Origin of the sequence: Nitrospira sp. BLG_1 (genome assembly GCF_047338595.1) — a bacterium.
Taxonomy (GTDB): Bacteria; Nitrospirota; Nitrospiria; order Nitrospirales; family Nitrospiraceae; genus Nitrospira_D.
Window position 1 is genome coordinate 1 of record NZ_JBLFBO010000065.1, and the last position, 11584, is coordinate 11584.

The 11584-nt window shown below is 55.9% G+C and carries 11 protein-coding genes; 6 read left to right on the forward strand and 5 right to left on the reverse strand.

The features are described from left to right. Together ahcY and ACMTNU_RS19230 are read left to right on the forward strand one after the other, a co-directional pair. The coding region (gene ahcY, locus ACMTNU_RS19225) for an adenosylhomocysteinase (protein ID WP_413936906.1) at positions 1–1139 on the forward strand (1139 nt) is incomplete at its 5' end. Positions 1140–1455: 316 nt separating this feature from the next. Further along, positions 1456–2658, forward strand: coding sequence for a hypothetical protein (locus tag ACMTNU_RS19230; protein ID WP_413936907.1), 1203 nt, complete (start codon positions 1456–1458; stop codon positions 2656–2658). A 65-nt stretch (positions 2659–2723) separates the two neighbouring features. On the opposite strand, the gene ACMTNU_RS19235 is transcribed toward ACMTNU_RS19230, so the two are convergent. The 4 genes from ACMTNU_RS19235 to ACMTNU_RS19250 all read right to left on the reverse strand — a co-directional run bounded on the left by ACMTNU_RS19235 (position 2724) and on the right by ACMTNU_RS19250 (position 5559). After that, positions 2724–3530: a hypothetical protein gene (locus tag ACMTNU_RS19235; protein WP_413936908.1), complete on the reverse strand. Its 807-nt coding sequence runs from the start codon at positions 3528–3530 to the stop codon at positions 2724–2726. A 374-nt stretch (positions 3531–3904) separates the two neighbouring features. Then, a complete protein-coding gene (locus ACMTNU_RS19240) occupies positions 3905–4735 on the reverse strand; it encodes a cyclase family protein (RefSeq protein WP_413936909.1) in 831 nt (276 codons plus the stop codon). 251 nt (positions 4736–4986) lie between these two features. Next, on the reverse strand, positions 4987–5310 hold the full coding sequence (locus ACMTNU_RS19245) for a glutaredoxin family protein (RefSeq protein WP_413936910.1): 324 nt from the start codon (positions 5308–5310) through the stop codon (positions 4987–4989). A 9-nt stretch (positions 5311–5319) separates the two neighbouring features. Then, a complete protein-coding gene (locus ACMTNU_RS19250; protein ID WP_413936911.1) occupies positions 5320–5559 on the reverse strand; it encodes a BolA/IbaG family iron-sulfur metabolism protein in 240 nt (79 codons plus the stop codon). 249 nt (positions 5560–5808) lie between these two features. Here ACMTNU_RS19250 and ACMTNU_RS19255 point away from each other — a divergent pair, with 249 nt between their 5' ends. From ACMTNU_RS19255 to ACMTNU_RS19270, 4 genes are read left to right on the forward strand one after another with little or no spacing between them, the layout of a single operon-like run. Further along, positions 5809–6243 carry a response regulator gene (locus tag ACMTNU_RS19255; protein WP_413936912.1) on the forward strand — a complete coding sequence of 145 codons (435 nt, stop codon included), beginning with the start codon at positions 5809–5811 and terminating at the stop codon, positions 6241–6243. A 29-nt stretch (positions 6244–6272) separates the two neighbouring features. Next, entirely contained in the window at positions 6273–7385 is a 1113-nt protein-coding gene (locus ACMTNU_RS19260; RefSeq protein ID WP_413936913.1) for a sensor histidine kinase, read from the forward strand. Further along, positions 7382–9877: an ATP-binding protein gene (locus ACMTNU_RS19265; RefSeq protein ID WP_413936914.1), complete on the forward strand. Its 2496-nt coding sequence runs from the start codon at positions 7382–7384 to the stop codon at positions 9875–9877. The genes ACMTNU_RS19260 and ACMTNU_RS19265 overlap by 4 nt, the downstream gene beginning before the upstream one ends. Beyond that, positions 9826–10419 (forward strand): DUF3365 domain-containing protein, encoded by a 594-nt coding sequence (locus ACMTNU_RS19270; protein WP_413936915.1) that lies wholly within the window; start codon positions 9826–9828, stop codon positions 10417–10419. Before ACMTNU_RS19265 ends, ACMTNU_RS19270 begins: the two co-directional genes overlap by 52 nt. Before the next feature lie 112 nt (positions 10420–10531). Here the strand turns inward: ACMTNU_RS19270 and ACMTNU_RS19275 are convergent. After that, on the reverse strand, positions 10532–11584 hold a 1053-nt coding region (locus ACMTNU_RS19275; RefSeq protein ID WP_413936916.1), incomplete at its 5' end, for an AI-2E family transporter.

Consider the following 11584-nt stretch of genomic DNA (forward strand, 5'->3'; position numbering starts at 1 on the left):
TGAAGGGTGTTCGAGTGACCGCCTGCTTACACGTCACCACGGAAACGGCGAACCTAGCCATCACGCTGAAAGCTGGTGGGGCTGATGTCCGCCTCTGTGCGTCAAATCCATTGAGCACACAAGACGATGTGGCTGCAGCCTTGGTTCAGCATGAAGGGATCCCGACCTTTGCCATCAAGGGTGAAGACAATCCCACCTACTATCGTCACATTGAGTCGGCGATCGCCCATCGTCCACACGTCACCATGGACGACGGTGCCGATGTGGTCTCACACCTCCATTCCAAGCGGAAAGAACTCTTGAAGAATGTCATCGGTGGAACAGAAGAGACCACCACTGGTGTCATTCGCTTGCGGAGCATGGCAGACAAGAAAGTGCTCAAATTCCCTGTGATCTCCGTCAACGATGCCGATACCAAGCACATGTTCGACAATCGCTACGGCACGGGCCAATCCACCATGGACGGCATCATTCGAGCGACCAACCGCTTGGTCTGCGGCTCCGTCGTAGTCGTGGTCGGCTATGGCTGGTGCGGACGCGGCATCGCCATGCGCGCCAAGGGCATGGGGGCCGATGTCATCGTGACCGAGATTGATCCATTGAAAGGTCTGGAAGCCGTCATGGATGGCTTCCGTGTCATGCCGATGGAACTGGCCGCGCCGGTCGGCGACTTTTTCGTCACCGTGACGGGCAACATCCATGTCATCCGGGGTGAGCATTTCGCCGCGATGAAAGACGGAGCCATCGTCTGCAACAGCGGACACTTCAATGTTGAGCTTGATATCCCAGCCCTTGAGAAAATGGCCGGTAAGCGCCGGGTGGTTCGCACCGGCGTCGAAGAATTTACCATCAAGAAAAACGGGCATCGTGTCAGCCTGCTCGGCGAGGGCCGACTCGTCAACCTGGCCACCGCTGAGGGTCATCCTTCCAGCGTGATGGATATGAGCTTTGCCAACCAAGCGCTCGGTGCGGAGTACATTGTCAAAAATTACAAACAGCTCGAAAAGAAGGTCTATCCGGTTCCTGAAGTGATCGATAAGGAAATTGCCAAGCTTAAGTTGGCAGGCATGGGCGTGGCCATCGACACCCTGACGGCGGAACAGCGGAAGTATCTCGCTTCCTGGGAAATGGGGACATAGAGAGCATAGTGCGGCGCGGGCACTCTCGGTGCTCGCTCACCGCGCATACAAGATCGATTAGATTTCTGATAGTTGGCGATACTCGGTGAATGCGCACAGTGCGAGAGCACCCGCACCGCACCAGCAAGAAGAGAAAGAAGGGAAAGGCCACCTCAGCTGAGGTGGCCTTTTTCATTCAGCCATGAGCGTCTCTCCTCTATACTCTCTCAAAGAGATCCTGGCGAAGGAATGAGAAAGGTCTCCCCAATTTCATGAGTCAACCGAAAGCAATTGCAATCTCATCCTGGAGTGGTAGAGTGGGGGCGAGGAGGACTGTATGACGTCCCGCGCGTTCCAATCGCTGTCGCTTGCAGACTTTGGATTCTCCTCTGAACAGGGTTTCCTGCCGTCTGATCCTTGTGAATCACTGCCAGACTGTCCAGCGCTCAACCACCTCAGTCACGAGCTCCCCAAGTTGTTAAGCGCCCGACAAGTCCGGCGATTTATCAATGAAGAGCCATCGTTTCTGCCATCCATCCCATCGAGTTGGGGCGAGGATGACTATCGTACCGCAATGCGTATCCTCTCCTTTGCCGGCCACGCCTATGTGTGGGAAACACCAGGGCAACCGGCGGCCAAGCTCCCTCCTCAACTCGCACGCCCCTGGCACGAGATAGGCCAGAAGCTCGGTCGCCCCCCGGTCCTCTCCTACGCTTCCTATGCGCTGGATAACTGGCGCCGTCTCGATAACACGAAGCCGATTCAGCTCGACAACATCGTACTGCTGCAGAACTTTCTCGGTGGGTTGGATGAGGAGTGGTTCGTCGTAGTCCATATCCAGATCGAGCAGCAAGCAGGCCCTGGCCTCGATGGCCTGATACAGGCGATCAACGGAGCTGCAAACGGGAAGGACGATGAAGTTCTGCTGGGGTTACATGCCCTGGCATCCGCACAAACCGCCATGCGAGACACGCTGCTGCGCATGAAGGAGCGCTGCGATCCCTATGTCTATTACACCCGCGTGAGACCCTACATCCATGGCTGGAAGAACAGCCCGTCACTCCCCAACGGCCTCATCTATGACAAGGTCGAGGCCTACGCGCAACAGCCACAGCAGTTTCGTGGCGAGACTGGGGCACAGAGTTCAATTGTCCCTTGCCTGGATGCAGGACTCGGCATCCGCCATGCACCCGATCCCTTGACGGTATATCTCCAAGAGATGCGGGAGTACATGCCACCCCGCCACCGCGCTTTGATTCAGGCTCTGGAGAGTCAAACTGATCGCAACGGGCGCGCCCTCCTGTCGGGCTATGTCCATGAGCGCAAGCAGAGCCATCCCAAACTCTGGTCGGCCTACTGTGCCTGCGTTGATCTACTGGCACAGTTTCGGGAGATCCACATCGGCTACGCTGACAGCTACATCAATCGCCAGAACCAGACCAGTACAACCAATCCCACGGCAGTGGGCACCGGCGGCACCCCATTCATGACTTACCTTCAGAAACATCTAGACGAAACAAAACAAGCCGCCTCTGCCTAACTTTGTCATTGAGCCCATTCAGCGGGCGTCACTGACTAGCTTTCCCCAAAACTGCCGATCAACACTTATTCTGGAGGTCGCTTTAACTCTTCCATTCCAGTCATGAGAGGCATATTCCTCCTAGATACAGGGGTGACATTCCAAAATAGAACGGGCCCAGAACTTGAACTATCGGCATACCAAATCCTATCGATGCCATGTGGCAAGGATTGGTGATAGGACTCTTCAACTGCCTTGATCATCTTTCCCCGACTCATGTTGGCAAGATCATCGTTCTCTATGAGAACGACGAGTAGGTTACAGCTGTTGCGATACTTCGCCAGCTTTTGTGCCTTAACATCTACCTGGAGTTTAAGTCGCTCAGAAAAATCTTCGTTCTCAACACCACTACGTATTAGGAATAGTCCAGGCAAGTCAGAAATGGACTTGTGTACGGTAAGTGAAAAAGGGATCCCATCAATGCTAACGATTGTCCACTTGTCAAATGGCAACTGGGGAACTTCATCAAGGATCCACATTCGAAACTCATCTCGAACTCCCTCCCAACTTATGCCGGTCGGTACCGTACCAAAAGGAATTATAACCCGTAGGCGACAATCAACCATTCCTGTCAATTCATCCTCTAGACAGCCAATCGCTTTCATAAACCGGCTGTCATGAAGACGTTGATCAGGAAAAGTATCTACGCTTGTGTGCTCGATGGCAATACAACCCACCTGGCTTTTCGCGACAGCATCAATATCGGACGTGGTTGAATTTCTCTTGTCTGGCCAGTCAGTTATCTTAAGATCCGGGTACAAGGTGTTGGCGAGGTACCCTACAAAGGCTTCAATAACTCTGTCTTCTGGTCTTGGATAGCTTTCTCCAGTCATAGTTTCCCAAAACGGGGCAGATGGCTTAGGGCGTTGGAAGAACACCGGTTCAGTTGATTGCAGAAATCGGAGAGGTGCAATGCAATGATCAGCCGTTCTTCCGGAGTCTGACGCCTCGCTCGCTCTATCTTGTCATCAGCAAGCCGCTGACTCAGCTTGCTTGGTCGCCGTCCAGTTGATTGAGAAGCAGCCGGTTGCTGAGGCTTCATACTGCACAAGTATACATGCGTCCCCAGAAACCTGAAAGAATGAGCAGGCAACTGCTACAGTCTCAAGATCAGGATGCTCTAAGTGCCGATGCTTGCCGGTGGCACAGGATCCTCTCCCAGGCCATCAACCAGATTAAATATCCAAGGGTAGTTCGGTCGTGAAGGCTAGCGAGAGGTCGGGAGTACCGCAATGATCCGCAAGGGGCCACCAGTACCGCCGGAAATTTTCATGGGCAATGCGATCACGTCAAAGCCCTTTTCTGGAAGGTCATGCAGATTGGCCAAATTCTCAAACACCGGAACGTTTTGGGAAAGCAGCCCGACATGGGTCTCAAATTTTGTCGATTGACCATAGTCGATCGAGGCAGTATCAATGCCAACGGCCTTCACGTTTCGTTCACGCACCAGCCAGGCAGCGGCTTCAGGATGTAGCCCAGGAAAATGTAGCGCCCGCACTCCCTCCTGCCCTCTCAGTTCCGTGCCTAAATAGTCCTTCCGATTCGGCCAGAATTTGGCATAGCCCACATCCAGTAGAACGATAGATCCGGTTGGAATCCGATCATACTGTGCCTCCCAACGCTCGAAATCCGAGATACCTACACGATAATCCCGATCATGAGCACATGGCTCTGTGATATCGATTCGGACAGCAGGTCCGACCATGCGATCGATGGGAATCTGGTCCAGCGTCTGTTTCCCTTCTGAAAAATGAATCGGCGCATCGATGTGGGTGCCGCCGTGTTCCGGCATTTCGATCCGGTTGGACGAGTAATAATATCCTCGCTCCGTGTGCTCCGCATGCTGAACAATCAGCTTGAAGTCCTGCTCCGTCGGCCAGACAATCGTATCCGAGGCAAACGAATGCGTCAGGTCAACAATCCTCGATTGTTCCCAGGCAATCCGACCGATCTGGCGATCACCAACACACCCCGCGCTTATAATGAAGCTCAGCGCTGTGATCAGCGTACTCGCTCTATAGCTACGGCTTTTCCCCATGGTGTCTTCTTCGCGAGATGAGGCCAGACTTCCTCCCCTCTCACCCTCCACAGCCGACTGGTGAAAGCTGATACCGCCATTACCGAAGAGGGCGGGACACAACTTACCGCAGCTCGCGACCGTTGTTCTTCAAGAGCAACGGCGAAGCGCGTATTGTTTGAGTCGCTTGAGACGAGTTTACGGGCTTCGAGCGAGCAAGGCCTAGTTGGGTGCCCTCGAAGGTTTCGGCGGAGAAGGTTTCAGCAGTCGGCCTACTTCCCAAATGCCTTTTTCAGCAGCGGTTCGATCTCGCCCTTAGCAGCCATGGGATCAAGGACGTCGGTATCTCCATAGAACGTCCCGTCGATAAACACCTTTGGAAGCGTCGGCCAGTTGGTCATCTTTGTCAGCGCTTCGCGCTTGGCCGGCTGCGACAGAACGTCTATCAGTTCGTACGGATACCCATACTTGTCAAAAAACTGCATGGTCTCCCGGGTAAATCCGCACATCGGCATGGTCTTCGTCCCCTTGCCGTAAATCAGGATTTTATGGGCATTCACTTCCTTCTGAATTTCATCTTCTATCTGGTCGGCCATCGTCTCCTCCTAGGCTTCGTCGGTCGTTCGTGCCGTCAGTTCCAACGCATGGATCCGCCCATCCTTCATCGGCGCATCCAACGCTTGGTAGATCATGCGATGCCGGTCCAAGAGATTTTTCCCCTGAAACCCATCCGAAACGATCACCACCTTGAGGTGGTTCATCGTTCCCGTACGGTCCGTCACGGTTACCATGGCATCCGGCAAGGATTTTCGAATATAGTCGGTCAGCACATCTGGGGTAATCACCGGCCTCCACTCCTCTGTTTTTCAATACCCTAGCCCAAATCGGCCGTGAAAGGCAATGAGCCCTTCGCCTGGTGGTTTTCAATAGGCTGGTGGTGCATATCAGCCAACCGCATCCAGCACCTCCCCATACCGAAGAAGCAAGACATTGAAATAACTCGGCTTCAGTCTTCTCACAACTTGGCATCGACCTTGCGGTTATCCGGTGTAGAGACAAAAAAGCAATCGCCGCCATTCACCAAGGAGGTTGTCATGAGTGAATTCAAGTCCGGATTCTTTGTTGGAGGTGAGAGCTGCAATGGGCGCGTGCTGGTCGTCGACGATGAACCTGACATCCGCAAGGTCGTCCGCATGACGCTGCACAAAGCCGGCTACGATGTCCTTGAAGCTGAGAACGGCGAGAAGGCCATCGAAACCATCAACTACGGTGAAAATCGGCTGCTCCTTGATGTCATCATCTGCGACATCCGCATGCCGAAAGTGAACGGTATCGAAGCCATTACCTACTTCCGGCAAAACTATCCTCGCGTCCCGTTGATCGTCCTAACTGGATTCCCGGACACCGACATGGCCACGTCGTTACTCCGGCAGGGTGTCGTGGACTATCTCGTGAAGCCTGTGGAAGGCGAGAAACTGAAGGCTTCGGTCGCACGTGCCATGGAACAGCGTGAATTGGCGCATCTCTGAGGGTACAGGCCACAGCATGGGGAGCTAGTATGACAACCATTTCGCCGACCATGTCCCATCGACAAACCGAGCATCAGGACAGCAACCCGGTTCCCGCACCGCTTCCGATGAGAGTGGCCATCATCGGAGCGGGCCGTGGAGGGGTGGCCCTGCTCGATGCACTCCACCAGATCCGTACGATTCAGATCGTCGGCATCGTCGATCAGAATCCCTCGGCTCCCGGGCTCAAGCGAGCCCAAGAGCTCAAGGTGCCGGTCTATCACGAGATAGCCGACCTGATCACGCACCAAGAGCTCAATCTCGTGATGGACGTCACCGGTGACCCAGCGATGGAGTCGGCGCTTCGGAAAACAGTGCCGACAGGGACCGACGTAGTCAATGGCCAAACCTCGCGGCTGCTCTGGCTGCTCGTGCAGCATGAGTCGACATTGCAGACCGAGTTACTCCATGCGGAGAAACTCGCTGGAATCGGCTCATTCGCTGCCGGCATTGCGCATGACATGAATAATCCCCTCCAGCTCATTCTTGGTCTGGCAGAAAATCTGACCGACGAAACAGACCTGGAGGCCGTACATCTGCAGGCCCACGACATTATTGAAGCCGTGAAGCGCACGACGGCCATTTGTCGTGATCTGACGTCCTACTCTCGCCGCGCATCCTTACGGCAAGACTGTCTGATGAGCATCAACGGCAAGCTGGACGAGGCCCTGAAGATCGCCCGCTATGCTGTGGCGCTCCAAGATATAGACATTCGGAAGCTTTACCAACCAGACGTCGTGGTGAAGGGGAACCCGGATGAGCTCCTCCATGTGTTCGTCAATCTCATTACCAACGCGGTCCAGGCCATGGAACACCATGGCACCTTGACGCTGGAAACCACCGCAACGGCCGATGCAACAAGGGTTCGCGTCACCGATACCGGCAGCGGCATTTCCCCCGAGCTCCTTGGTCGAATCTTTGACCCCTTCTTCACCACGAAGCCGCCCGGAAAAGGAACCGGACTGGGGTTGTACAACATCAAGAATGTCATCCATCACATGAATGGCACCATCGAAGTCGAAAGCCAGATCGGACGAGGATCAACCTTTATCCTCATATTTCCCAACGAGACCGTCGCCGGTGAGAGGAGCGCCCAATCGTGACGGAGGTAACAACATCATCGCCGCCTGGCACCAGATGGGGGCTGAAGACCAAAGTCATCCTCTCCATGCTGCTCGTCGGGGTCATCCCGCTCGTCGTCGGCTTGGGGATGGCATTCTGGCAGGGGTCTCAAGAAATCCGGGAAGTCAGCGGGGAAAGCTTTAAGGCCCTTGCGACTGAAGCCGCGCGCAAACTCGATCTGCTCCTCGCCGAAGAGATCGCACACACCGCACGTATCGCGAATGACCCGACGATTATTCGAGCGTTGGAGCAACGGCGTGATGCGCAGAGCAACCCCAAGAACCCGACCACGGCACTCGCGGACTTCGAGCGACGTTGGACGGCACGAGACGCCGCCGCCATCAAGTCCCTCACGGACAATCCCCTCAGTACCTTGCTCCACGAATACTTTACCGGCGTCCATAGTGCGCCGGGTCAATTGCTTCCGCATGTGGTTCGTTCCTCGACGAGGATGCTGTTCCTGACCGATGCGCAGGGCACACTCGTCGGAACGATGACCGACCATCCGGCGTTCCGCCACCAGAAGGCCCCCTGGTGGCAGGGCGCCTTCAACAAGGCGGTGGGCAAGCTCTATGTCGAAGACGTCCGATTTGACGACCAAGTGAATGCCTATGTCTTCTCCATCTCACTCCCCGTCATGGATAGTCTCCGGTATGAAGTCGTCGGCGTGCTGCACCGCGTGATCGACGCCAAAGAGTTCTTTTCTCCCGCGACCCATGTCACTCGATTTGGAAAGACCGGCCACGTCATGCTGATTGATACGCATGGTATCGTCGTCAGCTGCCCCATTCTTCCGACCGGCGTCCCGTTGTCCGATCCGAAGTTGATTCCGCTGGTCACACCGCAGCATCCCGGTTGGGTGCAGGCCTCGAGCGATGGTCACGGCGGCCAGTCCACATCCGTCATCGGCTTTGCCCCTCTTCCCGAGACCAGCCGGGCGACCAACGGCTCGAGTGCCGATGGATCGTGGCACACCTTCGTCTGGCAATCGTCCGATGAACTCTTTGCACCGATTCACCATCTGTTCACCTGGGTGACGGTGTTCGGAATCGTCGCCGTTGTGTTGCTGGCCTCGTTGGGCTACGTCGCCGCCGGCCGCATCGTGACGCCCGTACGGCAACTGCAACAGGCTGCGCAGTCCATCGGACGCGGTGAATTGCGGACACCGATTCAGATCCACACTGGTGACGAACTGGAGGACTTGGCCGACGAATTCAACCGCATGAACCAGCAGTTAAAAGCTGCCTTCACAGGGCTGACTGACCAGGTCAAGTTGAAAACCAAGGAAGTCCAGGTTCTCCAACAGTCGACGGATCAGATTTTGGATGCCGTTCCTACGCCGATTCTCCTCATCGACGCCCACGAAACTGTGCGCTATATCAATCAGGCAGCTCGCGAATCCTTCAAGATCCAGGGACCGATGTCGGGAACTTCGCTGTTCACGATTCTTCCCCTCGACCCAGTCGCTCAGAAGAATCTTCAAGCAGAGTTCCGAACGACCGGCGGTACGCCCCTCGTCACAAGCGATATCGCGCGTGAAACGTCACCGAGGGATCCTCTTGCGCCGAGTACGGATCATGATTCCGCTCACCATCGCGCTGAGCTTCACGTCGGATCACGCATCTATCACTATCAATGGTTCCGACTGCCCACCAAACCAGGGGAAGAAGATCGTATTGGGCTGGTGCTTCGAGACACCACGGACGAAAGCCAACTCCACGATCAGCTGGTCCAAGCTGAAAAAACGGGAAGCCTCGGGGTGCTCACTGCCGGGATCGGCCACGAACTCAACAATCCCTTGTTCGGTATCATCGGGTTGGGAGAAGCGATTCAGGAGGAACAGGATTTGGAGCAGATCAAGTCTTGCGCCCAGGACATCGTGGCCCATGGCCGGCGCATGGCAACAATCGTTCGAGATTTTACCGGCGTGACAAACCGTGAGGCCTTCGATACGCAAGTGCCGGTGTATTTGGAGCAGATCTTGGACCAAGTGCTGGCCACGGCACAGACCACCGTTGAGATGAAAAACATCGTGTTCCACAAAACCTATGCAGGTCAGACGCCAGTGCTGGTCTTTCCGGACCAACTTCGGCAAGCGTTGGTGAATCTCGTGACCAATGCAGCCCAGGCCATGAAAGGAACCGGCACACTCACGCTGACAACGGCCGTGTCGGACCATACGGCGACTGCGACGATCGCCGATTCCGGCCCCGGCATTTCCAAACAACACCTGTCAAAGGTGTTCGACCCGTTTTTTACGACCAAGGGACAGGGGGAAGGGTCTGGCCTCGGGCTCACGGTGGCAAGGCGGATTATCCGAAAGTTCGGGGGCGATCTCCGCATCGAGAGCATCGAAGGTCAAGGGACGACCTGCGTGGTCAGCCTCCCCATCAGTTCCCTACTCTCTCAGGAAGGAGGCCCATGGACAACGTCCGCGTCACGGTCCGAGCCGCAGCCGTCGCACTCCTCGTAGGAGGACTCTGGGGCGGGGCTTCTCTTCATGCCGCCAAGGAGAACCCAGCCGTCGGCAGCATCTCTCCGGAGCGGGTCGCCGACTACGTACATGCCATCCTGGAGGCTGACCGGACGATCTATACGACGCACATCGTCAACCGTATGCAGGAGAAAGGCATCGTCGCTGCGACGGAACATTGGGAGCAGGACAACGCGCTCCCTCTCCCGGCCCAGTTTCTCCAGCAGTCCGGACGGCTAGTCGCCGAGAGCGGACGAGGCATCCGCTACAGACTGATCGGATTCTCTCCGATCTATCAGCGCAATGCCCCTGCGACAGAGTTTGAGCGAAAAGCGCTGGAGGTGCTCAGACGACAGCCTGAGCAGCCGGTGACCGGCGTTGTTTCGAGCGGCAAGAAGCAGTATTTCCAGGCCATTTATGCAGACCGCGCCGTCTCGTCTGCCTGTGTCACTTGCCACAACGGTCACCCCTTGAGCCCAAAGCAGGATTTTAGGTTGAACGATGTGATGGGCGGAATTGCCATTACCATTCCGCTGGACTAGCGGCGTCGTCACCGGTCAATAGCCATCAGTCATCGGCAGACAGAACATCTTCCGTTCTGCACTCAATGACGATTGACCAGTGACCAATGACCTTCGCAGGCAGGCAGAAACCCTACGGAGCGGCGGCGGCCTTTTTCGCGGGAGTTGCGGTCGTGTGATATTCCTCGCGATAGATCTGGACAGCCGTCATCAACAAGCTGACCATAATCGGGCCGATGAAAATACCCAGGATACCGTACAGAGCCAGACCTCCAAGGACGCTCAGCACAAGCAGCAAGACCGGAATCTCAACATCCTGACCGATCAACCAGGGCCGAAGAAATTGATCGACCATCGACACGACACCGATACCCCAGGCCAGCATGATGAGGGCTTTCCCCGTCGTCCCCATCCAGAACAGGTACAGCGCCACCGGCCCCCAGACTAACCCGGTCCCCCCGAATGGGATCGGTGCCAGCACGACGGTGAGGGCGGTCAGCCCGATCGGGAACGGCACATCGAGTGCGAGATAGGCCATCCCTGCCAGAAGCCCCTGAACGATGGCCGTCACCAACATTCCCTTGACCACCGCACGGATGGTTTGATCCAACCGAACCAGAATTTTTGACTTATGTGACTCCTCCATTGGAATCAGGTCATAGAGCACGGAGAGCCACTGCCGGCCATCCTTGAAGAGAAAGAACAAAATCAGCAGCATCATGAAGAAATTCGTCACGAGTGCGAAGGTGTTTTTCAGCAAGCCCCCCATCCCCCCGACCAGAAATTGGCTGAGTTCCTTCACCCCGGTCATCACTGACTGCTCTAACGAAATTGCGGGGGTACCGGTACCGGACATCGCGGACTTCAACCAGCCACCGATGAGCGGAATCGCCGCGACCTGCTCCGGCAACCGTTGCAGTCCACCGGCTGAGATCCATGACCGAATGGCTTCTTCGGCTCCGCTCGCTTCCCGGACCAGCATCACCCCCATCGCCACCAACGGCACGACCACAATGCCCAACGCACCGACGGTCAATAGCGAGGCGGACAGCGCGTCCTTTCCGGCAAACAGGTTCGTCAATCGTTGATGAAGAGGAAACGCCCAATGGGCCAAGAGGCAGGCCCACAAGGCGGAAAAGACAAATGGCTTGAACATCAACCCGATCTGATAGAGCAGGAGGACCAG

Bases quoted from the DNA above. Each gene is read 5' to 3' on its own strand.
- ACMTNU_RS19230 (WP_413936907.1), top strand. From the start codon at position 1,456: ATGACGTCCCGCGCGTTCCAATCGCTGTCGCTTGCAGACTTTGGATTC.
- ACMTNU_RS19235 (WP_413936908.1), bottom strand. From the start codon at position 3,530: ATGACTGGAGAAAGCTATCCAAGACCAGAAGACAGAGTTATTGAAGCC.
- ACMTNU_RS19240 (WP_413936909.1), bottom strand. From the start codon at position 4,735: ATGGGGAAAAGCCGTAGCTATAGAGCGAGTACGCTGATCACAGCGCTG.
- ACMTNU_RS19245 (WP_413936910.1), bottom strand. From the start codon at position 5,310: ATGGCCGACCAGATAGAAGATGAAATTCAGAAGGAAGTGAATGCCCAT.
- ACMTNU_RS19255 (WP_413936912.1), top strand. From the start codon at position 5,809: ATGAGTGAATTCAAGTCCGGATTCTTTGTTGGAGGTGAGAGCTGCAAT.
- ACMTNU_RS19260 (WP_413936913.1), top strand. From the start codon at position 6,273: ATGACAACCATTTCGCCGACCATGTCCCATCGACAAACCGAGCATCAG.
- ACMTNU_RS19270 (WP_413936915.1), top strand. From the start codon at position 9,826: ATGGACAACGTCCGCGTCACGGTCCGAGCCGCAGCCGTCGCACTCCTC.